This window comes from Pseudomonas sp. P9_35 (genome assembly GCF_034008205.1).
GTDB classification, from domain to species: Bacteria; Pseudomonadota; Gammaproteobacteria; order Pseudomonadales; family Pseudomonadaceae; genus Aquipseudomonas; species Aquipseudomonas kilonensis.
Genome location: NZ_CP125373.1, coordinates 2782003 through 2806717, shown reverse-complemented (window position 1 = coordinate 2806717; position 24715 = coordinate 2782003). Strand labels below are relative to the sequence as shown.

At 60.3% G+C, this 24715-nt stretch carries 23 protein-coding genes; 8 read left to right on the top strand and 15 right to left on the bottom strand.

Annotated features, from left to right (window positions below; translation table 11 throughout):
* Positions 1-26: 26 nt before the first annotated feature.
* Together QMK47_RS12425 and QMK47_RS12420 are read right to left on the bottom strand one after the other, a co-directional pair.
* The gene (locus tag QMK47_RS12425) at positions 27-1184 is read right to left on the bottom strand and encodes an HD-GYP domain-containing protein (RefSeq protein WP_253473714.1); all 1158 of its coding nucleotides are present in this window, start codon (positions 1182-1184) and stop codon (positions 27-29) included.
* A 148-nt stretch (positions 1185-1332) separates the two neighbouring features.
* Entirely contained in the window at positions 1333-2208 is an 876-nt protein-coding gene (locus QMK47_RS12420) for a LysR family transcriptional regulator (RefSeq protein ID WP_320390285.1), read from the bottom strand.
* Between the two features lie 143 nt (positions 2209-2351).
* Here QMK47_RS12420 and QMK47_RS12415 point away from each other — a divergent pair, with 143 nt between their 5' ends.
* Positions 2352-3221, top strand: coding sequence for an NmrA family NAD(P)-binding protein (locus QMK47_RS12415; protein WP_253473710.1), 870 nt, complete (start codon positions 2352-2354; stop codon positions 3219-3221).
* A 101-nt stretch (positions 3222-3322) separates the two neighbouring features.
* On the opposite strand, the gene QMK47_RS12410 is transcribed toward QMK47_RS12415, so the two are convergent.
* Together QMK47_RS12410 and QMK47_RS12405 are read right to left on the bottom strand one after the other, a co-directional pair.
* The gene (locus QMK47_RS12410) at positions 3323-3937 is read right to left on the bottom strand and encodes a LysE family translocator (protein WP_253473708.1); all 615 of its coding nucleotides are present in this window, start codon (positions 3935-3937) and stop codon (positions 3323-3325) included.
* A gap of 113 nt (positions 3938-4050) precedes the next feature.
* On the bottom strand, positions 4051-4833 hold the full coding sequence (locus QMK47_RS12405; protein ID WP_320390284.1) for a helix-turn-helix transcriptional regulator: 783 nt from the start codon (positions 4831-4833) through the stop codon (positions 4051-4053).
* A 108-nt stretch (positions 4834-4941) separates the two neighbouring features.
* Here QMK47_RS12405 and QMK47_RS12400 point away from each other — a divergent pair, with 108 nt between their 5' ends.
* On the top strand, positions 4942-5859 hold the full coding sequence (locus QMK47_RS12400; RefSeq protein ID WP_253473704.1) for an EamA family transporter: 918 nt from the start codon (positions 4942-4944) through the stop codon (positions 5857-5859).
* A gap of 49 nt (positions 5860-5908) precedes the next feature.
* On the opposite strand, the gene QMK47_RS12395 is transcribed toward QMK47_RS12400, so the two are convergent.
* Positions 5909-6178: a YceK/YidQ family lipoprotein gene (locus tag QMK47_RS12395; RefSeq protein ID WP_253473702.1), complete on the bottom strand. Its 270-nt coding sequence runs from the start codon at positions 6176-6178 to the stop codon at positions 5909-5911.
* A 172-nt stretch (positions 6179-6350) separates the two neighbouring features.
* Here QMK47_RS12395 and QMK47_RS12390 point away from each other — a divergent pair, with 172 nt between their 5' ends.
* Entirely contained in the window at positions 6351-6992 is a 642-nt protein-coding gene (locus tag QMK47_RS12390) for a LysE family translocator (RefSeq protein ID WP_214509257.1), read from the top strand.
* Between the two features lie 9 nt (positions 6993-7001).
* Here the strand turns inward: QMK47_RS12390 and QMK47_RS12385 are convergent, their stop codons facing one another.
* Entirely contained in the window at positions 7002-8060 is a 1059-nt protein-coding gene (locus tag QMK47_RS12385; RefSeq protein WP_320390283.1) for a M28 family peptidase, read from the bottom strand.
* Positions 8061-8285: 225 nt separating this feature from the next.
* Here QMK47_RS12385 and QMK47_RS12380 point away from each other — a divergent pair, with 225 nt between their 5' ends.
* Positions 8286-9506 carry a multidrug effflux MFS transporter gene (locus QMK47_RS12380; RefSeq protein ID WP_253473698.1) on the top strand — a complete coding sequence of 407 codons (1221 nt, stop codon included), beginning with the start codon at positions 8286-8288 and terminating at the stop codon, positions 9504-9506.
* A 44-nt stretch (positions 9507-9550) separates the two neighbouring features.
* Here the strand turns inward: QMK47_RS12380 and QMK47_RS12375 are convergent, their stop codons facing one another.
* From QMK47_RS12375 to QMK47_RS12345, 7 genes are all read right to left on the bottom strand, one after another.
* Complete coding sequence (locus QMK47_RS12375; RefSeq protein ID WP_320390523.1) at positions 9551-10756, bottom strand: DSD1 family PLP-dependent enzyme; 1206 nt, start codon at positions 10754-10756, stop codon at positions 9551-9553.
* Between the two features lie 185 nt (positions 10757-10941).
* Positions 10942-11826, bottom strand: a complete 885-nt coding sequence (locus tag QMK47_RS12370) for an alpha/beta fold hydrolase (RefSeq protein ID WP_320390282.1) — start codon at positions 11824-11826, stop codon at positions 10942-10944.
* Entirely contained in the window at positions 11813-12718 is a 906-nt protein-coding gene (locus QMK47_RS12365) for a DMT family transporter (RefSeq protein WP_258690920.1), read from the bottom strand. Before QMK47_RS12365 ends, QMK47_RS12370 begins: the two co-directional genes overlap by 14 nt.
* Positions 12719-12723: 5 nt before the next feature.
* The gene (locus tag QMK47_RS12360) at positions 12724-13335 is read right to left on the bottom strand and encodes a flavodoxin family protein (RefSeq protein ID WP_214509253.1); all 612 of its coding nucleotides are present in this window, start codon (positions 13333-13335) and stop codon (positions 12724-12726) included.
* Positions 13336-13338: 3 nt separating this feature from the next.
* A complete protein-coding gene (locus tag QMK47_RS12355; protein ID WP_320390281.1) occupies positions 13339-14022 on the bottom strand; it encodes an iron-containing redox enzyme family protein in 684 nt (227 codons plus the stop codon).
* Position 14023: 1 nt separating this feature from the next.
* Positions 14024-14569, bottom strand: coding sequence for an acetyltransferase (locus QMK47_RS12350; protein ID WP_214509251.1), 546 nt, complete (start codon positions 14567-14569; stop codon positions 14024-14026).
* Positions 14570-14577: 8 nt separating this feature from the next.
* Positions 14578-15930, bottom strand: coding sequence for a phenylacetate--CoA ligase family protein (locus tag QMK47_RS12345; protein WP_003200644.1), 1353 nt, complete (start codon positions 15928-15930; stop codon positions 14578-14580).
* Between the two features lie 657 nt (positions 15931-16587).
* Between QMK47_RS12345 and QMK47_RS12340 the strand changes: the two genes are divergently transcribed.
* The 4 genes from QMK47_RS12340 (at position 16588) to QMK47_RS12325 (ending at position 20197) form a co-directional block, all read left to right on the top strand.
* Entirely contained in the window at positions 16588-18057 is a 1470-nt protein-coding gene (locus QMK47_RS12340) for an anthranilate synthase component I family protein (RefSeq protein WP_320390280.1), read from the top strand.
* Entirely contained in the window at positions 18054-18638 is a 585-nt protein-coding gene (locus QMK47_RS12335; protein WP_253473690.1) for an anthranilate synthase component II, read from the top strand. The genes QMK47_RS12340 and QMK47_RS12335 overlap by 4 nt, the downstream gene beginning before the upstream one ends.
* A gap of 79 nt (positions 18639-18717) precedes the next feature.
* On the top strand, positions 18718-19518 hold the full coding sequence (locus QMK47_RS12330) for a LuxR family transcriptional regulator (protein ID WP_320390279.1): 801 nt from the start codon (positions 18718-18720) through the stop codon (positions 19516-19518).
* Between the two features lie 190 nt (positions 19519-19708).
* Complete coding sequence (locus QMK47_RS12325; RefSeq protein ID WP_320390278.1) at positions 19709-20197, top strand: hypothetical protein; 489 nt, start codon at positions 19709-19711, stop codon at positions 20195-20197.
* A 46-nt stretch (positions 20198-20243) separates the two neighbouring features.
* On the opposite strand, the gene QMK47_RS12320 is transcribed toward QMK47_RS12325, so the two are convergent.
* A complete protein-coding gene (locus QMK47_RS12320) occupies positions 20244-23267 on the bottom strand; it encodes an EAL domain-containing protein (protein ID WP_320390277.1) in 3024 nt (1007 codons plus the stop codon).
* Positions 23255-24271, bottom strand: a complete 1017-nt coding sequence (locus QMK47_RS12315) for a substrate-binding domain-containing protein (RefSeq protein WP_301300401.1) — start codon at positions 24269-24271, stop codon at positions 23255-23257. Before QMK47_RS12315 ends, QMK47_RS12320 begins: the two co-directional genes overlap by 13 nt.
* Positions 24272-24715 lie beyond the last annotated feature (444 nt).

Below are 24715 nucleotides of genomic sequence, written 5' to 3'. Positions count from 1 at the left end.
TAGAAAGACGGCTCGCAGTCGTTCGCTCAAGGTTTCTGGGCGATACGCTCCAGGGCGGCCGCCTGCTTGGCCATGTCCTGATCGCTGTCGGCGAAACGCTCGGCAATGGCCTGGAACTGTTCGACATGAGCCAGGAAGGCATCACAAATGTCTGGATCGAAATGCGAGCCTCGCCCCTGACGGATGATCGCGACAGCCTCCTCGTGGGGCATTCCTTGTTTGTACACCCGTCGACTGATCAGGGCGTCATAGACATCCGCTACCGCCATCAACCGGGCGCTGATGGGAATGTCGTCACCCGCCAACGCCTGTGGGTATCCACTGCCGTCCCATTTCTCCTGGTGGCTGTAGGCGATCTCCTTGGCCAGGCTGAGGAAGTCCACCGCAACACCCAGTTGGTCTTCGGCACGCTGGATGGCATCGCGCCCCAGCGTGGTATGGGTCTTCATGATCTCGAACTCCTCTGGGGTGAAGCGCCCCGGCTTGAGGAGGATATGATCAGGAATGCCGATCTTGCCGATGTCGTGCAACGGCGCCGACTTGAACAACAGGCGGATCGTTTCGTCGTTGAGGAAATGCCTGAAACGAGGATGGTCGCGCAGCCGCTCGGCCAGGACCTTCACGTAGTGCTGGGTCCGCCGGATATGGTTGCCGGTCTCGTTATCGCGAGTCTCTGCCAGTGAGGCCATGGCCTGGATGGTCACGTCCTGGATGGCCATGACCTCACGGGTACGCCGCTGCACCTCTTTCTCCAGGTAATCGTTCTGGTCGCGCAGGAAGTCTGCCGCCGCCTTGAGCTTGAGCTGGGTATCCACTCGCGCCAGAACCAACGGTGGACTGATCGGCTTGGTGATGTAGTCGACCGCTCCCAGCTCCAAGCCATGAATTTCATCCTCGATCGCCGCCAGGGCGGTGAGGAAGATGATCGGAATGTGGCAGGTGCGCGGATTGTGCTTGAGCTGGTCCGCCACCTCGTGACCGGACAACCCAGGCATCATTACATCAAGCAGGATCAGGTCCGGTAGCGTGTCGCCCTGCAGCACTCGCAGGGCTTTCTCACCGCTGTTCGCAGCCTTGACCCGATAGCGATCCTTGAGCAGATCCGTCATCAACAGCAAATTATCAGGCGTGTCGTCGACCACCAGAATGGTGGCCTGGGGATAGTGGCTCTGTTCGGCACTCATGGCTAGCGGCTCCCTTGCCAGAGATGTTGGCATCCCTAGGGGGACTTTTTTTGTCCCCTCAATGGAGGTGAGCTTAGCGGTACTTCCGCGAAGCTGCCGCCCCCTTCACCGGCTCAACGCGCACCTCCCTGCCTTTTGCAAAGAACGTCTATCCCTTCAGTACCAACGACATGTCCGGGTACCTGGCGCACATGAAATCGACAAATGCGCGCACCTTCGGCGCAGCAAGACGCCTGGACGTGTGCAAGACCCAGAGTTCGGCCTCTTTCCCCGATACCGTGCCCCACTGGACCAACTCGCCACTGGCCAACTGGTTCCATGCGATGGACTGTGGAATCAGGGCAGCCCCTCCACCGGCGATGGCTGCATCGCGGACCATCAAGAACGAAGAGAAGCGCAGCCTGGGGATCGGTTCCAGAATCAGGTGACCGCCATCGAGTGTCCAATGGGTGGGCTCGAAACTGGACATCACAATACCGGGAACTGACCGAATGGCGCCGGGTGCAGGCCGAGGTAATCCTGGCGCGGCCACCACCACCAGGCGGTCCTTGGCGAAGCAGCGGCCGACCAAGCTGCTGTCCGGGCTGGGGTTGATCCGGATGGCGACATCAAATTGTTCCTCGACGAGGTCGACCACGCGATCCTCCGAAATGACCTCGATCGTGACGTCAGGATAAGCCGCACAAAACGCTGCGCCGATGCCGCCCATCGCAAGCTGCGAAAACAGGACCGGGGCAGCGACACGCAAGCGTCCGCGAGGCGTCGATACGCCCTCCTTCGCCGCCGCCATGGCTTCCGCCACCTCGGCCAACGGCCCTTCGGCCCTGCTCAGCAGCAGCTCTCCAGCCTCGGTGAGTTTCAGACCTCGCGCACTGCGCTCGATCAGCCTGACGCCCAATTGCTCCTCAAGGTCGGCAATGCGGCGCGACAAGGTTGCCTTGGATATTCCGCTCGCACGGCTTGCCTTGCCCAACCCCTCGTTCGTTGCGACGAGGGTGAAATCGATCAGCGCGTTCAGGTTCATGCTGTTCCACTTTTGAAACGGAGTGTCTACATCCTGGCGTCTTCGTTTTGTTTCTGCAACGGAATATCGTTTGAACATCGCAACGGGCCGACAAGGCCGTAGCGGACTTTTCCGGCTACCCACCCTTTTGCAGGAGATTCAACATGAGCATTCTCGTTACCGGCGCCACGGGCACCATCGGTTCACTCATCATCCAGCGCCTCGCCGACGCAGGCGCCGACGTCAAGGCCCTCGTGCGCCAGCCTGGCAAGGGAACATTCCCGGCGGGCGTCACCGAAGTCGTTGCAGACCTCACCGATGTCCCATCGCTGCGCGAGGCGCTGGTGTCGGTGCGTACGCTGTTCCTGCTCAACGCCGTGACGCCCGACGAGGTGACACAAGCCCTCATCACCTTGAACCTCGCTCGCGAGGCCGGCATCGAGCGCATCGTCTATCTGTCGGTGATTCACGCTGACAAGTTCACCCACGTTCCGCACTTCACCGGCAAGCACACGGTCGAGCGCATGATCGAAAGCCTCGACATCCCGGCGACCATCCTGCGCCCGGCGTACTTCATGCAAAACGAACTGATGGTCCAGCAGACAATTCAGAACTACTCGGTGTACCCGATGCCGATCGGCTCGGCGGGCGTCTCGATGATCGATGCGCGCGACATCGCCGATATCGCCGCTGCCGAGTTGCTGCGACGCGACAGGGCACCTTCGGCCCTGGACCGTGTAACGCTGGAGCTGGTCGGCCCACAAGCACTGACCGGTGCCGCCGCGGCGAAGATCTGGAGTTCCGCCCTGGGTCGCGAGATCGCCTACGGCGGTGACGATGTGGCCGCCTTCGAAGCGCAATTGGCCACGTACGGTCCCGCCTGGCTGGCTTATGACATGCGCCTGATGATGTCCGGTATCCAGACGTTTGGCATGCAGGCCGCTGAAGGAACCGTGGAACGGCTGCAGGCGATCCTGGGGCGTCCGTTGCGCACCTACGAAGACTTCGTTCGCGAGGCCATCGCCGGGGTTTGAACCGCTGGGGCAGTACAGGCACCTCGTCCAGCGCCAGGTCGGTCAGCGCAAGACCGACCTGGCGCGTAACGACGAAGGCTTGCCCCAGCAACGGCTACTCGCTAAACCAGCTGGCGAACCCCCAGAGACAAAATCAAACCACCACACAGTCGATCAATTGCTTTTTTCCTACCTTGATAGGCGCAAGCAATCCTCGGCTGTGAAAGCGCAATTGCGACCATTCCATACCAAGCCATTGAAACCACCACGACAACTGCCAGCATCGACAAAAACGTGCCTGGCGAGACGTAGGCGGGAGCCGCGGCTGAAAAAACAGCGGCATAGAAAGCCATGGACTTGGGGTTGCCAATGTTGGTGACCAGCCCCTGAATAAAGGACTGGCGGCAACTACCGGCGACGGCATCATTCAGCGGGCCAGGCGCACTTCTCCCCGCGTTGATCAGCAGTCGGAAGCCGAACCACATCAGGTAGGCTGCACCCAGAACCTTTACAACCAGCGCAGCCCAAGGGAGCGTAGCAAATACGATCCCGAGACCTGCAATCGCACAGGTGGACCAGAACAGGTTGACCAGCACGATTCCCGCCACCAAGGCCAACGCTTCAGAGCGCGTAGCAGCCACCGCCTTATGGACCACCGCGACGAAATTCGGTCCAGGAATCACGACACCAGCCAGGTAGACCAAAAAAACTGTCAAGACAGCAGAACCGTCGATCATGTGCGTCCCTCGCGAGATCTGTAGGCGGTGATCGTCACCAAAACAAGAGTTTTACACAACACCTCCAGATTCGGGGCTTTTTACACACTCGGGAGATTGAAAGCGTTGGAGCCCTAAGCCTGTCGCACCGGGAAGTAGCGACTGGGTACTTCCCCCAGCAGCTGTTTGAAAACCGTTGTGAACGCACTTGAACTGCTATAACCCAACGCCATGGCGACCTGTGTGACCGGCTGACCTTTCCCCAGACGAACGATCGCTTCGAGCAGGCAGGCTTGCTGTCGCCATTGGAGATAACTGATTCCGGTGTGCAATCGAAAATGGCGGGTAAACGTCCGGCGACTCATCCCCGCACGGCGGGCCATTTCGTCGATACCAACCTCCAGCGAAGGCTGGGTCAGAAACTCGCGACAGACCATCGCAAGGCGTGGTTCTGTCGGCAATGGTGCATTGAGCGAAAGCGCGGGCATGCTGGCGATCTCATGGAGCAGCAGCCCCATCAAATGCCCATAACGTCCCTGGATGGCATATCGCGCGGGGACATCGATTGCTTGGACCAGCAATTGCCGCAACAACGGCGACACGTCCAATACCTGACACTGCCCCGGCAACCCCAGCCGCTGGGCCGCTTGTTTGCGGATATAGGTGTTGTGCAGGGTAACGGGGCCACGCATCTGCATGGAGTGGGCGAGTTGCGCCGGAACCCAGATACCGCGTTGGGGCGGAACAACCCAGTTGCCGACATCGGTAAACACGGTGATGACCCCGCTTGCGGCATAAGCGAACTGACCACGTGGATGGTGATGCATTGGGAACAGCGTTGCGTCTGCGTAGCCACGTTCGGTCACGACAGCATCGCGCGGAGTGTTCTGGTAGGTATGTAGGGTGGCTTCTCGCATGGCCTGATTCTAATGAATATTGGCCTGTGACTGAAAGCAGGCCAGTTCGATTGCTTGCATATTCTTCACGCACGAACACTTCCGTTCTGCGCAGGGGAAAGACTGACAATGCAAAAGAAGCATCTTCTACTCGCCATTCTGGTGACGGCCGTCTGGGGTTTGAATTTCCCCGTGACAAAACTCGGACTAGCCGGCATTGATCCGCTGCTGTTGACTGCATTGCGTTTCGCGCTGGCCGCCTTGCCTTGGGTATTTTTCGTAGAGCGTCCGCGCGTTGCCTTCCGATGGCTGGCCGCCTACGGGCTGATCTTTGGCGTGGCCATGTGGGCACTGATCAACCAGGGAATTGCCATGGGGGTACCACCCGGTACAGCGTCGCTGCTGATCCAGTGCAGTGCATTCTTCACTCTGGGCTGGGGTGTACTTTTCTTTGGCGAACGCCTGGGGCAACCTCAAAGGATTGGCAGCTTGCTTGCAGCCATAGGGTTGGGAGGGATCGTACTGTGCAGCCCTGGCGACTCGTCGAAGGCCGGTTTCGCACTCGTCATTGGCAGCGCAATGGCGTGGAGCATCGGCAACGTGATCATCAAGGTATCAAAGGTGCGTGAGGTCTTCGCTTTCGTGGTGTGGGCCAGCTTGTTTGCACCCATCCCGCTCTTGCTGTTGACGTGGCTATTGCATGGCTCAGCGCCCTTCAACGCACTCCCTTCGCAGCTCAATGCAACGACGTTGCTTTCGCTCGCGTTCCAGGTCTACGCCGCGACGCATTTCAGTTACTGGGGATGGAACCTGCTATTGCGTGAATACCCACTGTCACGCGTAGCGCCGTTGTCACTGTTGATCCCGGTGTTTGGCATCTTCAGTTCAATGGCGATCCTCGGCCAATACCCAAGCCCCTCTGATTGGGGGCTGATCTTGCTGATTCTACTGGCGATTGCCCTGGGCTCAGGACAATTACAGGTCCTGCTTTGCGCCATCGCACGTGTTGATTGGACGAGGATGAAACGGCAGAAAGCAGGCGATTAATGCGGCCGGCCGCCTTGGGCCCGGGATTCAAGCCGTCGAGGCAATTCCACTATTCCTCGGCAGGCCTCATATGAAAAATCGTATAAGGCAGGATCAGCGTATCGGCGACGATGCTGAAAGGAAGGTCGACGACTGCAAACGGTGCCAGCGCGCGTGAATACACGTCGTTGTCATTCGTCGAGGCCTTGATGATCTCGATATCGGTCGCCGCACCGCAGTAAGGATGGAGGCCGCAGAGCTGTCCCATGCCAAAGGTTTCGTTGGCCGTGGCGCATCCGCCCAGCAGCGCCATCGTAAAAGCCATTACTACGATCCGCATGACGCGCCCCTCCCCCAGGAAAGGCCGGACTGTAGCATTAAAGCCGCCTCAGCGGCTCAGTGCTCAAGGCTAGCGCGGCTGCACCGATAGAAACGTTGTGGCGGCTGTATTCAGACAACCCCAGGTTCTCCTGTAGGATGCACATCCTCTCAATCAGTCGCGAATGTGATCAATGGAACTGCACTCAATTCTCGCCTTTACCCTGGTCGCGGCCATCGCCATCGCCAGTCCTGGACCTGCCACCTTGATGGCGATCAATAACAGCCTGGCCTACGGGCCGCGTTACGCGGTGTGGTCGTCGGTGGGCAACGCCAGCGGGCTGTTCTGCTTGTCGGCCGCCGCCATGCTCGGGCTGGGTGCGTTGCTCGCCAGCTCCGAATGGCTGTTCAACGCCGTGAAAGTCCTCGGGGCGGGTTATCTGTTCTACCTGGGCGCCAGGCAGCTGTTCAAAAAAAGCCCGATCCTCGCGCAGGATGTACAAACCGATGGCAAAACCAGCAAGCCATCGCGTTCAAAGCTGTACAAGTCGGCCTTCCTGACAGCCATCACCAACCCCAAGGCGACGATGTTCTTCACCGCCCTGTTCCCGCAGTTCATCGACCAGAGCGCCGCACTGCTGCCGCAATTCCTGATTCTTACGTCGATATTCGCCGGCTTGTCGCTGGTTTCCTTGAGCCTGTATGCCGCCATTGCGGCCCAGGCCAAAGGCGTGCTGAAACGGCCCGAATTTTCCGTGTGGATCAGCAGGCTCGTCGGCTCGACGTTCATCGGCTTCGGTGCGGCCATTCTGGCGATGCGTCGGCCGGCCGTTTAGGAAGTACTTTCACGTACCCCGTACCAGGTATTGAGTGAGTGTCGCCGCACACGCAACGATCCCCTCATGGAGCACCATTTCAAACCCATGGGTATTTTCCGTTGGAATGGCGATGCACCCCACCCGAGCGGCCAGGCCAGCACTCAGGATGGCGCTCGCGTCGGAGGCAAAATCAACCAGGAGCGCTACTTGCGGGTCATATCCCGAGCGCTGTGCGGCCTGGATCAGGGCGTCCACGACAGAGCGGGTGTAATAGCCCTTCTGATCCCCGGTATTGATGATCGGGTCTGCCGATAAAACCGTCCCGTATTCCTCCAGCACCGGGCCCACCTCGACCGCGATCGTGGTGTCGCCTGGCACGCGGGCAGCGGCATAGAGCGCACCGGCGTTGGACTCTTCCTCAAGTGTCGTGCAGACGAACCAGACGTCTTGCTTGAGCGCATGCCTTTGGTTTTTCAACTGCTGCGCCGTGGTGATCACTGCCGCCAATGGCGCCCGGTCATCCAGGAAGTGAGCAGCGACTGTGTCTTTCACCTGGAACGGCTGACGCCAGTGACGACTGAGTACCACGCGTACGCCGGGCCGGACACCGGCATCGGCCAATTCCTCCTGGGAACAGCGGGTGATCACATGGACATCGCTCCACTTCACCGCTCCTGACAGCACATCCCGCCCTTGGGCAGAACCGCCACTGTTGTGCATGGAACCGTAAGACAGTACGCCGGGAAGGCATTGGCCATCGCCGAGTATGTCGACCGGACATACACCAAAGCAGATGGGCTGGGCACCGCCTAGCGCGACGACTTCAAGGTTACCGTCAGGCCTTACTTTCTTCACGATCATGGCAATTTCATCAAGGTGAGCCATGACCCTGATGGGCGATGCCTGCGAAGCCCCCTCCGTAGCCTTGATCAGACCCCGGACGTTGCCGGCCTCGTCGACAAAGGCCTCATCGCAGTGCCTGGCAAGCTCCCTGAGGCATATTTCCCGGACTTCGTCTTCCTGCCCGCCGGGACCGCGAGCCAGAAGCAATGCTTGGAGCAGCGGCAGAATGTCCATTGAAGGCATCGGATAGGTTCCTGTCACAACGCTTGAAAAGCGTAGACCTCACCCGTTTCCCGTCCGTTCAAATCGTTCATTGGCACAAGCATCGCTGGTCAGTCCGGCCCCGAACGGAACGCTGCCGCTTTGAGGGCGACACCTGCGCCCTCCAGATATTTAGCTTGACGCCAGAGATGACGATCATCATATTTAGCAAAATATTACGATCATCATTTTGACGCCGGAGGATGTATGGAAGCCCAAACTTCATTGGCGATTGCCAGTACCCAACCCCACGCCTCCACACAACCATTGACCGGCAAAGTCGTGGCGCTGCTTGCAGGCCTGGCGGCGATCAGCATGCTGTCTACCAACATCATTCTCCCGGCGTTTGCGGATATCGGCGAAGACCTGGGCGTGACCGCTCGCGAGCTCGGCCTGACGCTGTCCAGCTTCTTCATCACATTCGCCTTGGGCCAGTTGTTGGTCGGGCCACTGGCCGACCGCTACGGGCGCCAGAAACTGGTGCTCGGTGGCCTCTCGGTGTTCGTGGTCGGCACCGTCATCGCCGGCCTTGCCACCACCCTTGATGCGCTGATCGCCGGACGCATCGTCCAGGCGTTGGGCGTGTGCGCAGCCTCGGTGCTGTCGCGTGCCATCGCACGGGATCTGTTTGAAGGCGAGACCCTCGCCCGCGCCTTGTCGCTGACGATGATCGCCACTGCCGCAGCGCCGGGTTTTTCGCCGCTGGCCGGCAGCGTCCTGTCCGTCACGCTCGGCTGGCGTGCCATCTTCATCCTGGTGGGACTGGCCGCCGTGGTACTGGCCTTTTTCTACGTGCGCAACCTCGGAGAAACCCACCCCGCCGATCGCCGGGCGCCGCACTCGGCCAAAAGTGTGGTGCTCGCCTATGGCAGATTGGCGCTGGACAGGCGCTTCATCCTCCCTGCCCTTTCAATGAGCCTGCTGATGAGCGGCCTGTTCGCCTCCTTTGCGGCGGCGCCCGCCATCCTGATGCAAGGTATCGGCCTGACCTCGTTGCAGACCGGCCTGTATTTCGCCGCGACGGTATTCGTCGTGTTCGCCGCCGGCATGGCGGCTCCGCGCCTGGCGCATCGTCATGGCGCCCGAATCGCCACACTCGTGGGCATTGCCTGCGCCATGGCCGGCGGCGGCCTGCTGCTCGTCGGTCCAGCCGCGCCTGGTCTTGGGTGGTATGCCCTCTCGATGATCACGTTCCTGTGGGGCATGGGCCTGGCCAATCCGCTGGGCACGGCAATCACCATGGGGCCTTTCGGCAAGGAAGCCGGGATGGCCTCCGCACTGCTGGGCTTTCTCTCCATGGGTGCGGCTGCGCTGACCACCTGGCTGGCTTCGGTCTTGAGCTTCGCGCCAGTCACGACGCTGGGTGGGATTCAGACGACGGCCTGCCTGGTGGCGCTGGTGCTGTTTCTGTTGCGGGGTCGTCTTTGAGGGCGCTTTCCCGGCCAAGCCAAAAGCTCGCCTTCAGGCTCCGATCAATACACGGGCCAGGTTTCAACAATCTTCCCGCCGCGCACGGCCAGCAAATCACCAAATTGCAGCAGCACGGACTCCGTCTGGGTCGGCCGTAAAAACACCTGGTCCTCCACGTTCAACCCTACGGACGGGGAGCCGTTGACCATTTCCTGATTGGAGCTGCGACCATAGAGCTCACTGCTTTGCAGGCCCTTGGGTGACTCGAACTCGGCCATCCAGTTACCGCCGTAGAGGAAAAATGTCGCGCGCTGATTAGGGTTCCACCAGGAGAACAATCGGGACTTGTCATCCAGGGCTGGGAAATTGACGGCGCCCGTGCTCTTTAGCACGGGCGTTGCGATAAAGGCCGCCGGCACATGCTCGGCCAGCGACGGCAGGTCGTAATGGGTCGGCTTGAGAAACGCCGTCCCCACCGAGACCTCGCTGCTCAAGCGCTCCTGCTCGTGTATACCGTAGCTGGGGCTGCCGGCCGTATTGAGTGTGAGCCCTTCGTGCCAAAGCGCAGGGAAGTGTTCACGCAGGTAATTCACATGGCCGTTGTAAATGACCATCACCTTGTCGAACAACGCCTGGGACGAACCGAGGACCCTGGGCACGCCCATGCCGACAAACGGGTCATACCCCATGAAGCCTGAAAATTCGAGCTGCTGCGGATGGGCACCGATCAGCGTCAGCATCTCGCCGAGCACCGCGTGGTCAGCGACTCCGCCGCGGTGCAGGCCGACATCCAGCTCGATATTGATCCGCAACCGAGTGCCCAGGCCTTGCGCCAATGCCAGGTAATCCATCAGCCGCCGGGGGGTATCGAGCAGCCATTGCAGTTGCCTGGAAGGGTCGAAGGCGCCCTTGTGGGTTTGGTAAAACACCTCGGCCGAGCGTACCGGTAAAGGCTTGCCGAGCAAGATGTCTGCCTCGGGAAAGGTCACGGCATCGTGATTGAGAAACGGCTGATGAAACGACATCAGCCGCCGGGTATCGGTACGTTTGGCGATGTACGTCAGCAGTCCCGGTGATGGCAGGGACTTCTCCACCAGGCGCAAATGTTTACCGGCGCGGGTGACGGATTGCTTGACCACATTGATATTGTGATCGAGCAGGTCCAGGTCAATCAGCATCACGGGCCGCATCGGCCCATGGCGCTTCAGCTCCTGGTTCAACGCGCGGAAGTACTCGTTGTATGGGCTGCCCCGATCGCTCGGACGCAACAGCGCCCCCGCCCCGACCATCAACGCACCCACTCCGGCGGTGCCGAGCATAAAGGTCCTACGATTCATCAAGACGCTCCCTCCGCGTGCGCAGTCAGATGCACGTTACGGCAGCGGTACCCGGCTGTTGAGGCTATGGGAGGTCAGAAAGGGGACTTTGGCGGCCAGGCTTTGATGCAATCCTGCTAAACCCTGGACGTCGCAATGAACCGTGTAATGGCCGCCACCACATCGGCGCCCCGTTCAAGATAAGGCACATGCCCGCAGTCCTCGATGAACTCGCCGCGCGCATCGGGCAGTTGCTGGAGCAGGTTCTCCAGGGTCGCCGGCAGGAACACCTGGTCATGCCGCCCCCAGATCACCAGCGTCTTGGCCGCAATCTGTGGCAACCGTTCGAGCAGCACGTCCAGGCCTTCACGACGGAAATCCTCGACGACCCGCTGCACCGCGGCAAACCTCGACCTGCCGCTGGCCGCCATGGCCTGGGCCAAGCGCCCTCCTACCTCGGGCGGCGCCTTGAACACCAGGCTCCAGAAGCGCTTCATCTCCTCGACCGTACGATAGCCAAACACCGTTCCCGCCCCTTGCAGGCTGGCTTTCAATGTGGGGCCTAGCGCTTGCTCGCCCAGACCGGCAGGCGCCAGCAAGACCAAGTGACTGACACGCAGCGGGTGTTTGGCGGCATACAGGCCGGCCACGCACCCACCCAAAGAGCTGCCAACCAGCACGAAGGGGCCCTCGACGAGCGTATCCAGCAGGCCTTCGAGTTCCGCCAGCATTGCCTGGGGTCCAAAGCCGGCACCCGCCTCGTACACGGATTGGCCATGCCCCGGCAAGTCGACGAAAATGCAAGGGTGATGGCGCGCCATGCCCAGCATCGCAGGGCCCCACTGATCCTTGCTGGCGCCCAAGCCATGGAGCATGACCAGCGTCGTCCGCTGTTGCCGTGCAGGGCTTTGCAGATAAGCCAAGCGTCCATGCGTACCGCTGTGCCAGCGCAGCTTCAAACCGAACTGCCAGCGGTGGACCAGGCGCAAGGTGCCGAGCAGCAGTCGATCAACGCGGTTCATCCACCACTCCTTGTCCTTTGTTAGCCGCCTTGAGGGAGAATCTTGCCGGCAGGCGCAGTTGGCATAGCGCCACGCCTGACAGCGTCAACACGGCGCCGATCACCAGGCGCTGGCTGAAACCTTCGGCAAGCATGACCTGGCTGACAGCAATCGCGAACACCGGCACCAGGAGCAGGTACGGGCTCAGTTGCTGCATCGAGTTGCGGCCGAGCAACCAGAACCACAGGCCGAACCCCAGCAGGCCACCACTGAGCGCGGTGTAGAGCACCGCCCACCACGCCTGGGCGCTGGCCGTGTAGACGCGTGTCCATTGCTCACCTTCCTGGACGAACGACCACAGCAACAGTTGCGGTGCGGCGATGACCGCCGTCCAGGCACTCAAGGCCAGCGGATCCAGGGGCCCGAGACGCTTGGTCAACACTGACCCGGCAGCGAATGCCAAGGCCGCCAGCGCCACCAGCAACATGCCGATGAACGTCCCGCCCGCCGATGGCGTAGCCAGTAGCACCAGGACACCGGCGAACGCCAGCAGGATGCCCGCCAGGAGCCGCAGTTTCAGGACTTCCCCCAATAACGCGAATGCCAGGACGAGGGTAAACGGCGCCGCCAATTGATAGATGATCGCCGAGGTGGAGGCGTCTACCCGGGCAATACCGCAATACAGCAAACCGAAATGCAAGGTCCCGGTAATCGTGGCGACCAGGGCCACGGACGCGAACTGCTCACGCTTGACGCGCTTGAGCAGCGGCAGGAGAAACAGCGCCATGATCGCGTAGCGCATGGCGACCATGAGGATAGGCGGCAACTCGGCACCGCCGATTTTCACTGCAGTGACCTGCGCGCCCCAGAGAAACGCGACCAGTAACGCGAGCAATGAATCTTTCAATGGCATGACAGTTATCCCTTCTGAAATTGAATCGGCCGCAGGATTCTTTCCGGCTTGCCTGTCGCAAGTGCTGGGGGGTTAAGTCGACAGTGATGCTCACAGAGCCGGTCCAATGTCTCGCGCAGGGCCTCTTCCGCTTCAGGATCGTGGGCCAGTTGGGTCTGGAAGCACGGCGGAAATCCCGAGCCGACCAGAATCATTTTATTGAGCAGCACATTCAGCGCGACCTGGGAGAAAACCGCCGTGTGTCCATAGCGTCGGCCAACGACCGCAATCGCCGCGAGCTTGTCGCGCAGCGGACGCTCCCGTGGCCGCAGGAAGCCATAGCCGACTCGCTCCAGAAACGCCTGGAAGCGACTGTTGGTGCCATAGGCATGCATGACGGGGAGATAGAGCACCGCATCGGCGCGGTCCAGCCGCGCCACCAACTGCCCGACGTCGTCCTGCACTTGGCAGTCCTGGTCGGAGCAGGCGTTGTCGGCGTCGCAGTAGTCGATCCGGTAATCCTTGAGCCAGATGTCATCGACCGCGACCTCCTCGCCCAGGTGGCGGCGCACCAGCGCCACCACCCGTGCACTGACACCACAAGGTCGGCTTGACCCGACAATGATGGTCAGATTCATGATTCAGGACGCCTCCCGCAACCCTTCTTCGCCAGCCAGGTAGGCGCGCAAAGCCTCTTCCATCAACTGCCCGGTCAACCACAGCGTGACGCGTGCCACTTCCTTGATCTGACGACGATCTTCTTCGGTCTTCACCGCACGCTGCATCGCCATACGCACTTCCTCGGCGTGTTTCTCGTCGATGGTCGAGTGGGCGACGAAGAAGGTCATCTGCTCATCCTTCAAGCCCAGGTCGGCGCGGAACAGCTCCAGGATCGGTTGGATGTGCTCGTAGACGTCCTCGGCCCAGTAGCTGTAGCCCAGGCGAGCGATCGGCCCCTTGCGGATGGCCACATCGTTGAGAAAGGCGATCAGTGCCTGGGTCGGCGCCAGGGGCGCCGGCATGGCTTGCGGCAGCAGCCCGACCGACTCCAGGTCGCGCAGCACCATGCGCTCGTGGCCCAGCTCTTCCAGGGCGTGCTTGTAGACGAAGCGCAACAGCGTCGTTTCCTCTGGATCGGCACTGAAGGCGCAGGCGGCCTGGTTCACCGAGTTGTAGCGGGTGTAGTGGTAGACCTGCAGCATGAGCTGTTGGTAGAGGGCTGGCGGCGTCGGGTTGTCCAGGCTGAATTTCCAGTAGGCGCCCTGCTTGATCTGGGCCCAGCCCGCGTCGACGATAGCGTCGAGTTCCTTGAAGAATGCTTGCATTTCAATTGGCTCCTTTAACATTGAGGTAAACACTTTCGAGTTCCAGGTACACGAGGCTGTAGCGCCGCTCGACCTGTTCCCCGGTCCAGGTAACGTCATCCACCAGCACGCGCCCGCCCAGGCCGACATAGAGCGCAGCCAATTGGCCGCGGCACAGTGCCGAGATGAATCGCAGGTGGGTGTTGGCTTTCAGCCAAATGGCCGCTTGCAGGAGAAACATGCGCAGGTGCCGACCGCCGCGGTATCGCTCGTCCAGCACCAGGCGATTGGCATCGAAGGCATCCGTCGATTGTTCGAAATAGGCCTGCACGTCGACCGCTCGTTCGACGAAGCTCAGGCCATGACCCAGCGGCGTGACGCGCAACGTCCCGACCACTTCGTCCTTGTCCAGGTAGACCAGGTGATAGGACAAGGCGTCGCGCACTTGCTCCCTGCGCTCGAAGTCATCCTCCCGTGCCGGGTTGGTCCCCAGGTAGCGACTCCTGAGTTGCCGGACGGACTCGAACAGTTCATTGGCGTGGTCGATCACGCGAACAGACAGGCTCATCGCTGACCTCACTGGCCTTGACGCTGATCGACGATGCGCGCTTCTTTCCAGCTGAACCAACTGCCAAGGTTCACATGCTCGGCCAGATCGCCCACCACCATGACCGTGGCATCGACCCCCAGCCGTTCGCGCAGGCGCTCCTTGATCAGCAGCACCAGGCGTCCACGATCGCCTTCGAAGAAGCGCGACATTTCCAGCTTGGCGATGACGGTGTCGCGATCATTGGCGCGACTGAGGATGATCTGGTAGCCAAGGCATTGTTCGACGCCTTCAAGCAGCGCCTGCTCGATCTGTGCGGCCGAGAAGGCGCGATCGTTCAGTTGCACGGCATCCTTCACCCGACCGACGACCTTGACGGTCTGGCGCATCGATTGCGGATAGCCGGGGCGCGACTGGATCGAGACCAGGTCACCCGTGCGGTAGCGAATCAGCGGCTTGCTGCCCGGGATCAGCATGGTCACGCACAACTCACCGTCGCCGGTGCAGCCCAGGCTTTCCCCGGACTTGGGATCGAGCACCTCGATGATGTAGTTGAGGCGATGCGGCACCAACTGGTCGTTGGCGTTGCAGGCCGCGATGATCATCGCTTCCTGGGAGCCATACAGGCTGTTGTAGGCCTGCGCGCCCCACAGGCTGTAGAGGTTGTTCTTCAATGCAGGGGTGCACAGCTCGCCGCTCATCATGAACGCGCGCAGGGCGAAGTCCTCGCGTGGGTTCAAGCCTTGGCGCTCGGCTTCCTTGGCCATGGCCAGCAGCAGCCCCGGCGCCGATGCGAGCACGCCGATCCGCAGGTCCTTGAGCAGTTGCAGTGCCTTGGGCCAACCGATCACCGGTGAGTGCGGCCAGATCTTGGCGTTGCACAGGTCGAGCTGGGTGCAGACATCGCCCAGGGTGTCACCGAAGGAATGGACCTCGGTAGGTCCCATGATGCCGACCACGGTCTTTTCGCCCGGGAAATGCTTTTCGATCACGGCCTGGTAGGCCATGGCCAGTTGGCGATTGCTCGCGTAGCTCTCCTTGCGGTCCCGCGGGCATGGCGTGGCGGGCCCGGTGGTCCCCGTGGTCTCGTAATAGAAGATGCTGTCTTCCAGCGGGCCGGACAAGATGTCGAAGCCTGCTTCGCGCAGATCATCCTTGGTCGTGAAGGGCAAGGTGGCGAGGTCATCCAAGGTCAGCGAACGCTCGTCGACCTGGGCAAGGTGCCTGGAATAAAACGGCGAGGACCGCTTCACGTGGCCGACCACTTCCCGCAACTGTGCCTGGTGCCAGGCCGCCAGCTCGGTGTCGCTGAGGACGTCGGTCCAATAGGCATGATGAATCGGATCGTACCGCTTCTTGAATGTCTCTAAATGCTCTTTCATTTCAGCCGCTCAGGTTTGATGGGTTACTGGAACTCAACGGCCGCTACGTTAGTAACAGAACTTACAAATACCCAGCTGCGCTATCTCGCAGTTGTGCGCGCACGAGTTTCTTGTTAAAAGCACGCGCGGTTACATACGCGTAGGGATAGCTCTTCGCCTCGTCGACATTCAGAAATGAATGAAATATTAATATCCCCTCAGCAGTTGACAGCCCCAGGGCACGCTGGTAATTTCGCCGCACTGCCAATTATTCCCGCAGTGCTTAGCCAAGACTGGGATGTCTAAAAATGTACTATCACCTTTCTGCTATCAGTTCCTCCCACAGCTATCCCGACAGCTGTTCCCGGGCCATTCTGGCCATCTTCAAAAGCAATATCTGGCGTCGCTAATCTAGCGAAGACCGGAGCCTGTCTGCTGCTTGCCAGCAACGTCCTGATCTTTCCCCTCTGAAATCGAAGGCGCTCGCGCCTTGTGCCCTGCGCAACAATTGGCTGCAATCCATTGCAAGCTTTTTAGTGCGCGCGACATGAACAGCGTCCGCCCCGTCTATTCAGAATATCCGTCAACACGTATTTAAAGTGCCTGCGCGCTTTATATTCCCGTGGCGCTCCCTTAATCGAGCGCCTGAATCGTTACACCTTGAATATGGTATTAACCGTGAATAAAAATCTAATTGGCGTGAATGTTCTTCGCCGCGAAGAACGTCGACCTACGGATGCACTTGGCATATATGCAAATGCACTGGAACAACTGGGTCGTGAGTCTGTTTTCATTCTTGAATCACTGTCCGGCCCAAGCCGTGATCGCCGGGCGACGATCGTCGGGCTCGAACCGCTTTTCGAAGTGTGTATCAATGAGGGCCAGGCCCAACTGCGAGGCTGCGCCGCCCTGTGTGAACATTTGTCCGCCAGCCTGCGGCAAGCGGGCATGCAGGTCGACCAGGAACACAAGATCCATCTGCCCGACAGCGAGGCGGCGTGGAACCTGCTCCGGGCGATCCAGGCAACGTTCCAGCCTGCGTCCAATGCCCCTTCCAGCCTGGCCTTCTTCGGCTATTTCGCCTACGACTGCGTTCGCCTGATCGAGCGACTTCCCGATCTGGCCAAGCAGACCTACGACTACCCGCTCATTGCCCTGTCGGTCTATCAGACGCTGGTTTATTTCCACAGCAATGGCATCGTCGAAACCCTGATCAACAACCACGATCTCTGGGCGCCCCGTACGTTGGAGGACTACCCCTTCCTGAGCACAACCCCGGCAGCCGAGGCGCTGGCTCCGCTACCGTACCCCGAGGGCTTCGAGGAAGAGCGCACGGTGACCCCGGAGCAATTCGTCGAGCGTGTCGAAGTGGCGATGGAGCACATCCGCGCCGGCGACGTCTACCAGATCCAGCTCGGTCATGAGATTCGCATCCGCTCGCAGGTTTCACCGTTCGATGTGTACCAGAACCTGCGCCTGCGCAACCCTTCCCCCTACATGTACCTGGCCCACGTAGGCGGCATCGACCTGATCGGCGCCAGTCCGGAGCTGTTCGTCAGGATCAAGGATGACTTGATCGAGATGCGCCCGATCGCCGGCACCGTGGGCAAGAAGCCTGGCGTCGATCCGACTCAGTTGGTCCTGGAGCTGACCCGCTCCGAGAAGGAGCGCGCCGAACACCTGATGCTCATCGACCTGTGTCGCAACGATATCGGTCGCGTGTGCCAGGCCGGCTCGCTGGAGGTCGATGAGTTCATGCTCGTGGAAGAGTACTCGCACCTCTACCACATGGTGTCGAACGTTCGCGGCTTGCTGCGCCCGGGCCTGGATGCCTACGACGTGATCAAGGCCTCGTTCCCCGCGGGCACCATGTCCGGCGCCCCCAAAGTCAGGGCGATGGAGCTGATCGAAGGGATGGAAAGCAACCGCCGGGGCATTTATGCCGGAGCCCTTGGCCTGGTCGGTTTCGATGGCAGCGTCAACACCGCGTTGTGCATTCGCTCGACGGTCTTCGACGAGGGTACGTACCACTTGCGTGCATCCGCCGGAGTGGTGGCCGATTCGGTGCCAGAGCTTGAGTGGAAAGAGACGCTGTACAAGATGGGTTCCGTCTATCGGGCAGTGACCGGCCAGGAGATCGCACTGTGAAAGTATTCTTGATCGACGCCTATGACAGCTTCGTCTTCATCATCAGCCAATACCTGGAACAACTGGGGCTGGAAACCCACGTCGAGCGTCACGACGTACCGGACCTCATCCAGCGCATTGAAGCGTTCTCGCCGGATTTCTGCGTACTGGGCCCTGGGCCTGGGCATCCGGCCGATGTGGGCTACATCGAAGTGATCAGGCACTTTCAGGGGCGCCTGCCGCTGTTGGGTGTGTGCCTGGGTCACCAGGCCATCGGCCTGGCCTTCGGTGCCCAGGTTTGCCGGGCCCCGCACGTGATGCACGGCAAGGTGAGCACCATCCAGAACGACGGCAAGGGCGTCTATGACCACACCCAGGCACATGCGATTCGGGCGACCCGCTACCACTCGTTGATGATCAGCGAGCAGCCGTTACCCGACTGCCTGGAGATCACGTCCAGATCCACGGACGACGGCTATGTCATGGGCGTGCGCCATCGCCACCTGCCGGTGGAGGGCGTGCAGTTCCACCCTGAAAGCATCCTCACCGAAAACGGCCTGGACCTGTTCCGCAGTTTCATACGGTGTCACGTGCACAAGTGATCCACCCGGAAGGGGCATGCGCCCCTTCTTTCCCGTACTGCGACTGCTTCATTCCTGCGACAACTAGAGCGATCCGTTTATGGACAAACACCACTCCCCCGCCTGCAGCCGGACCCGGGCAGAGCGTGCCGCTACGCTGACCGCCTTCACGAGCCTCGCCAAGGATGCCAACCGTTGCGATTGGGAGCGCCTGCTGAACAAAGTGCTGCGCCAACTCGGCTTCGGCAGCTACCTCATCAGCCTGGGGCCGGCAGCGCCGAGGGATACCGACCCTCTGGCCGGCCTCATCACCACCTTTCCCAAACGCTGGCTGGAACACTACCGTTGTGACGGGTTGATCGAGATCGACCCGATACTCAGGCACTGTCGACGCGAGCTGGTGCCGCTGTTCTGGGACAGCGAGCGACGGCGCGCCCGGGGACGCTCCCGGCACTTCTGGGAGCAACGCGAGCAACACGGCCTGCGCAGCGGCGTGAGCATCCCGCTGCGCTACGAAATGCTCAGGGGAACCTTGAGCGTGGCCTTCGACGACACACAGAACACCGAACAGAAGGGTTTTTCCAACCCCGCCGTCTATCAACTGTTCATGCTCATCCCCTACCTGCTCGCCGGGATACGACATCAATTGCAACGGCCTGCCCAACCGCGCCAGGACCTGACGCCCAAGGAAATGGACTGCCTCTACTGGGCCAGCGAAGGCAAGACCACCTGGGAGATCAGCCACATCCTGACCTGTTCCGAACGCACCATCGACTTCCACCTGCTCAATGCCCGCCGCAAGCTGGGGTCGGTAAGCCGCCAGCAGGCCGTCAGTGCTGCGGTGGCCTGTGGGCTGGTCATGCCGACCGTTATCTCGCCGACTTACCGGTGCCAGAAATGAGCACAAAAATGGTTTCTACGACAGTCCATCCTCAGGGATAACCTGATGGCATATTCAAGTCAGCAATGGCAAGCTCCCCACCTGCAGCGCAGGCCCGTGTACAGCCGGGCAGCACGTTCATTCCCGAAGCCTGCAGCCATTGACCTCGGGTATCCATCACCTGTTATTCAACTGAAACAAGGATGTCGGCATGAAAATCTCTCTTGGTCTCGTCGCCCTGGCCGGGTGCCTGTCCACCTTTGCTGTTTCGGCCGCTGGCTCGAGCCACAGCGATTTGTTCAAGGCCCTGGCGCAGTGCCAGGCCAATGCGCAGCAGGTGGGCAAGTTCAACGACCTGGTTGATGCCGAGCAACTGACGCTCTCCAAGGATGAAGCGCACAGCCCGTGGGGCGGTGGCGCCTGGCAAGCCACCCCGGCGTTGACGGTGCACGGCGTGTCGTCGACCACCCTGGTGATGACCGACCGCTTCAGCTTCTTTCTCCAGGCCAAAAGCAGCAGCCCGAAGGCCGATGCAGAGAAGCTCGCCAGCACCCTGAAATTGAAAAAGACCCTGGATACCGACGGCTACGTTGACTATCAGCGCAGCCTCGGTAACGGCGCTACCCTGCGAGTGGTCTCCACGGAAGACAAGGCCAGCGATCTCTACGTGGGTTGCAGCTATGAGCAGGATGCTTCCTGAGATCCGGTGATACCCTCTCCCCCGGAAATACAGAAAGGCAGAGTCATCAATGCCCGGACATTGGACCGCTCGGGCGTTTTACATCGCGTTTTTTTTGCCTGACCGAACCTGGACTGGCAAGGCGACTTGGTTCAGACACTCCGGACGTACGCAGTAACCGGCTGATTTCCTCCGCACTGACCGCCTTGCTGAAAAAGTGCCCCTGGATTTCATCGCAGCCGTTTTCACGCAGGAAGGTTTGCTGCTCCTCGGTTTCGACACCTTCGGCAATGACCTTGAGGTTCAGCTTGTGCCCCAACGAAATCACAGCTGTGGCAATGGCTTTGTCGTTCTCGTTGTTGGGTAGATCACGCACGAAAGACTGATCGATCTTGAGCCTCGCGATCGGGAAGCTTTTCAATGCGGCGAGACTGGAATAGCCGGTGCCGAAGTCGTCAATCGAGAGGCTGATCCCCATGGCTTGCAGGGCCTTCATTTTGCTGATGGCTTGCTGAAGATCTTGCATGATCAGGCTTTCGGTCAGCTCCAGCTCAAAGTACATCGGGTCCAGCGCGGATTCCTGCAAGGCATGCATGATCCGGTCGATCAGGTCCCTTTCGACGAACTGGCGAGCCGAGATGTTCACCGACATGGTGATCGGCGGCCAGCCGGCATCCTGCCACGCCTTGTTCTGTCTGCAGGCGGTATGGATCACCCAGTCGCCGATGGGCACGATCAACCCGGTCTCTTCGGCCTGGGATATGAATTTGACGGGAGAGACCATGCCGAGCTCGGGATGCTGCCAGCGGATCAATGCCTCCACGCCGATGATCTGGCCTGACTGCAAATCCACCTGTGGCTGGTACAACAGCAGGAACTCGTCATTGTTGAGTGCGCTTCGCAACCCGTCTTGCATGGCGAGCTTGCCTTGGACCTTGTTATTCATCTCGCTCGTATAGAACTGGAAGCTGTTGCGTCCCAGCTCCTTGGCCCGGTACATGGCGGCGTCCGCATTGCTGAGCAACGTGTCGGTATCAGTACCGTCGGCAGGGTAAGTGGCCAGTCCCATGCTGCAGGTGACGTGGAGCGTATGGCCGCTCAGTTGAATCGGCCGCAGGATGGCTTCCTGGATTTTGTGCAGGACGGGCGTCACGCCGTCCAGGTCCGAGGGCTGGTCGAACAGGATGATCACAAACTCGTCGCCACCCAGTCGCACGACGGTGTCGGTACGCCGTACACACCCCTGCATGCGCTGGGCGACGGTTTTCAGCAGTTCGTCCCCGGCGCTGTGCCCAAGGCTGTCATTCACCAGTTTGAATTTGTCCAGGTCGAGAAACACCACTGTCACCAGCCGGTCGTAGCGCTGGGCATATAGCATCGCCTGCTTGAGGCGGTCTTCGAGCAGCGTGCGATTCGGCAGCCCGGTCAGGGCGTCATGGTCACCCATAAAGCGAATGCGCTTTTCGGTCAGTTGGCGTTCTATCGCAATGCCGGCAAGCGGTGTCGCCATGTCGATCAGTTGCGTCTCGGCCGCGGTGGGGCTGCGTACGGTGTTGGCATACAAGGCAAACGTACCCAAGACCTTTCGCTCATGGGACAGGATCGGCGTCGACCAGCAGGCGCGAAACCCATAGGGCGCAACGAGTGAACGGTACGCTTCCCACAGCGGATCCTGCTCGATGTCCGTGACGATGACCGGCTCTCGTCGATAGGCCGAGGTGCCACATGAACCGACGCTCGGACCGATTTCAATTCCGTCGATGAGCTGGCTATAGGCTTTCGGCAAACTGGGTGCAGTCCCGTGCAGCAGGTGTTTGCCCTCCTCATCCAGCAGCAGGATGGAGACCTTCATGCCCTCCAGTTGGGACTCGACCAGGTGCGCCAGGCTATCGAGGACTTCTGCAAGCTCGGTGCTCCTGGCGATCAGTTCCAGGACATGACCTTGTCCGGTGCGGATGATCGCTTCTTGTTCCAATCGATCGTTTTGCACGGCGAGCCGCTCTGTAGCGATGCTCAATTGAGCGGTTTTTTTCTCCAGTTGAAGTCGGTCTTCGAAAAATTGATTCACCGCCCGCGCCATGTTGCCGATCTCGTCCTTCCCATGGTCGGCCATCATCAAATGCGTTTTGTCCGTGTGTTCCTGACGCAATTGCCGACTAATTTCATTCAGGCGCACGAGCACATGGCGGCCCATGAAAACCCGGGTCACGAACCAGGCGAACACCAGGCTGGCGCCCAACATGATCAATACCCATTGCTGGCTGCGATTCGAGGCCTCGACCAGGCGCTGTACCGCTTCACGATAGTCTTGGGTGTAGGCGTTCGATTGCGTACGGGCGACCGCGACCAGGACCCCGGCCTCATTCTTGAGTTGCTCGTTGAAGCGCTGCAGGACGTCATGTTGATTGATGAGCGTCTGGCGCAGGGAGAAGAGATCCGGCGTCTGCACATCCGCGTCGGATAACGCGCCTGCGGTGCCTGGCAGGCGCTCATATCGGGCCCGCAGCCGTTTAACGGCCTCACTGTCAACCGCCTGCGGCAGATCGAAAAGCAGCACCGCCAGTTCCAGATCGGCCCGGGTCTTGGTCGCCGTTAATCGGGCGGTGCGATTCTCCAGGGCCTGCGCGAAGGTGACCTCGGTTTGCAGCAGGCTTTCTCGCAGTTGCGCAACGATGTTGGCGGTATTGCGGAACATCTGACTCGACTGATGCATGTCGAGTATCGCCACGCCACTGTTTGCGGCAGTCAGTTGCTGCACCAGTTGATCGAGGGCTTCAAGCTGTTCGACGGTCGTCGCATAGCTTGAACGCAAGATGTCCGGGGAACGGGTTGTCAGAAGCTGGTCGGTCTGGCGTTCGATCAGCAAGGTGCGCTGCACCATGTCTTGCCCGTTTTGCATGCGGACCAGTCGTTCATCCGTCAGCTGTCGAGTAGCGCTGTTTGAGGTGCGCAGCGCGTAGACCGCCGTAGCACCGCCTGCCAGGATCAGCAGCGCCAGCGTCAGGAACGCCAGGGTGAATTGTGCGCGCAGCGATTGGGGCAATAGCTGGCGTCCAAACCGGGAAGTCATATCCAACGTCAGGGGTTCCATTGGTGGCGATAGATGTCTCGATAGCCATTGTCAGGATCGTACTGGAATTTTTTCCCGCCATCGAAGGCGATATTGTCGTTATTGACCAAGTGAATCGGCGCGACGAAGCCGCTCACTGGCTGACCTGCAAACAACCGGTTCAATTCATCCATCACTTGCCAGCCATGCTGGTTGAGCGGCTCGGCCACAGTCACGGTCTGGTAGGTCTTTGCCTGTATGCGCAAGAAAGCCGAAGCGCTGCCGTCACCGGCAGACAACAGACTAATGCCGTCACTGGGTATGGCGGCGCTGGTCAGCGAGGCAATCGAGTAGTCGAAATAGATGTCGTTGATGGCCAACGTATGGGTCCAGCGTTTGCCATAACGCTGAAGCAATTCTTTGGTGATCGCCGGCATCTTCTCGCCACTTTCGGAGATCGCCACATCGCGCACCTCCAGCAACGTACATTCATGACAGGCCCGAATGACGTCTTCCATGGCCTTGGCTTTCGCCATGGCGATGCTGTACTTGGAGTCGGTCAGGATGACCACGCCGGCGCGTCCATTGGACTGCGCCACTGCCGCCATGGCCGTGAGGCGCGCCACTTCAAGCGGGTCGGTCGTGACGTTCATCGCCACCGGCGTGCCGTCAATCGGCCCCGGGCTTGCCCCGGCGTGCCAGCCAACCACCGGTACCTCCTTGTTGGCGAAGAGCAGCAGCGCCGCCTTGTTCTCAAGGGCATCGGAGCCACACAGGATAAGGCCGTCGGGCTTCGCTGCCAGGGCATCGGAGAACGCCTTTGCGCGCCCGGCCGATGAGCCGGCACCATCGTATATCTTCAGCGTCCAGCCCAATGCATTGGCGGCCTCCCGGGCGCCCTGCGCGACACCGACAATGCCTCCGTTACGCAAATCTTCTGCGACAAGCGCGACGCTCTTGCCCCGCTGGGCTTGCGGACCGGATACCGGGCCGCTCCAGCGCACGGCGCCAAGGGTGGCCCTGGCAACGACGTCCTGCGCTTGCATCACCGTGACCCTGCTGTTTTCGAGCCCCGCTGCGGTTGGCAGGTCCTGGCTGTATGCGGAAGTTGCCATGAAAAGACAGGAAACCGTTATTGAAGCCATCCGGAGTAACGAGGATCTTGGAAACCTGGGCCCAATCGAACAGGTTCGATCACCGCATGTGATGCCGTGTCCGGGGCCGGTGGCGCGATCAATGTCTGGCATGACATCCCTTTTTGCCAAGAATGCAGTGTTCCGAAAGGATAGTCGGTTCTGCTGCCATCAGGTTCTTTGTGGGTAAAGGGAATTTCCGGCGGGAGCGAGCCCGTTCCACAGGGTTCGCTTCTTAACTGAGCGGCATTTTCCTTTATCCCACCCTTTTCCTTTTTAACGCCCGAATATCGGTGCCTGCAGGCTATCCCGAACGGCTCCTCAAAGCGTCCATTTCAGCCCGCATGACGCCAACTT

What these genes read in the sequence shown, in the direction of transcription:
- QMK47_RS12425 (WP_253473714.1), bottom strand. Translation starts at nt 1,184, where the DNA reads ATGAGTGCCGAACAGAGCCACTATCCCCAGGCCACCATTCTGGTGGTC.
- QMK47_RS12420 (WP_320390285.1), bottom strand. Translation starts at nt 2,208, where the DNA reads ATGAACCTGAACGCGCTGATCGATTTCACCCTCGTCGCAACGAACGAG.
- QMK47_RS12415 (WP_253473710.1), top strand. Translation starts at nt 2,352, where the DNA reads ATGAGCATTCTCGTTACCGGCGCCACGGGCACCATCGGTTCACTCATC.
- QMK47_RS12410 (WP_253473708.1), bottom strand. Translation starts at nt 3,937, where the DNA reads ATGATCGACGGTTCTGCTGTCTTGACAGTTTTTTTGGTCTACCTGGCT.
- QMK47_RS12405 (WP_320390284.1), bottom strand. Translation starts at nt 4,833, where the DNA reads ATGCGAGAAGCCACCCTACATACCTACCAGAACACTCCGCGCGATGCT.
- QMK47_RS12400 (WP_253473704.1), top strand. Translation starts at nt 4,942, where the DNA reads ATGCAAAAGAAGCATCTTCTACTCGCCATTCTGGTGACGGCCGTCTGG.
- QMK47_RS12395 (WP_253473702.1), bottom strand. Translation starts at nt 6,178, where the DNA reads ATGCGGATCGTAGTAATGGCTTTTACGATGGCGCTGCTGGGCGGATGC.
- QMK47_RS12390 (WP_214509257.1), top strand. Translation starts at nt 6,351, where the DNA reads ATGGAACTGCACTCAATTCTCGCCTTTACCCTGGTCGCGGCCATCGCC.
- QMK47_RS12385 (WP_320390283.1), bottom strand. Translation starts at nt 8,060, where the DNA reads ATGCCTTCAATGGACATTCTGCCGCTGCTCCAAGCATTGCTTCTGGCT.
- QMK47_RS12380 (WP_253473698.1), top strand. Translation starts at nt 8,286, where the DNA reads ATGGAAGCCCAAACTTCATTGGCGATTGCCAGTACCCAACCCCACGCC.
- QMK47_RS12370 (WP_320390282.1), bottom strand. Translation starts at nt 11,826, where the DNA reads ATGAACCGCGTTGATCGACTGCTGCTCGGCACCTTGCGCCTGGTCCAC.
- QMK47_RS12365 (WP_258690920.1), bottom strand. Translation starts at nt 12,718, where the DNA reads ATGCCATTGAAAGATTCATTGCTCGCGTTACTGGTCGCGTTTCTCTGG.
- QMK47_RS12360 (WP_214509253.1), bottom strand. Translation starts at nt 13,335, where the DNA reads ATGAATCTGACCATCATTGTCGGGTCAAGCCGACCTTGTGGTGTCAGT.
- QMK47_RS12355 (WP_320390281.1), bottom strand. Translation starts at nt 14,022, where the DNA reads ATGCAAGCATTCTTCAAGGAACTCGACGCTATCGTCGACGCGGGCTGG.
- QMK47_RS12350 (WP_214509251.1), bottom strand. Translation starts at nt 14,569, where the DNA reads ATGAGCCTGTCTGTTCGCGTGATCGACCACGCCAATGAACTGTTCGAG.
- QMK47_RS12345 (WP_003200644.1), bottom strand. Translation starts at nt 15,930, where the DNA reads ATGAAAGAGCATTTAGAGACATTCAAGAAGCGGTACGATCCGATTCAT.
- QMK47_RS12330 (WP_320390279.1), top strand. Translation starts at nt 18,718, where the DNA reads ATGGACAAACACCACTCCCCCGCCTGCAGCCGGACCCGGGCAGAGCGT.
- QMK47_RS12325 (WP_320390278.1), top strand. Translation starts at nt 19,709, where the DNA reads ATGAAAATCTCTCTTGGTCTCGTCGCCCTGGCCGGGTGCCTGTCCACC.
- QMK47_RS12320 (WP_320390277.1), bottom strand. Translation starts at nt 23,267, where the DNA reads ATGGAACCCCTGACGTTGGATATGACTTCCCGGTTTGGACGCCAGCTA.
- QMK47_RS12315 (WP_301300401.1), bottom strand. Translation starts at nt 24,271, where the DNA reads ATGCAAGCGCAGGACGTCGTTGCCAGGGCCACCCTTGGCGCCGTGCGC.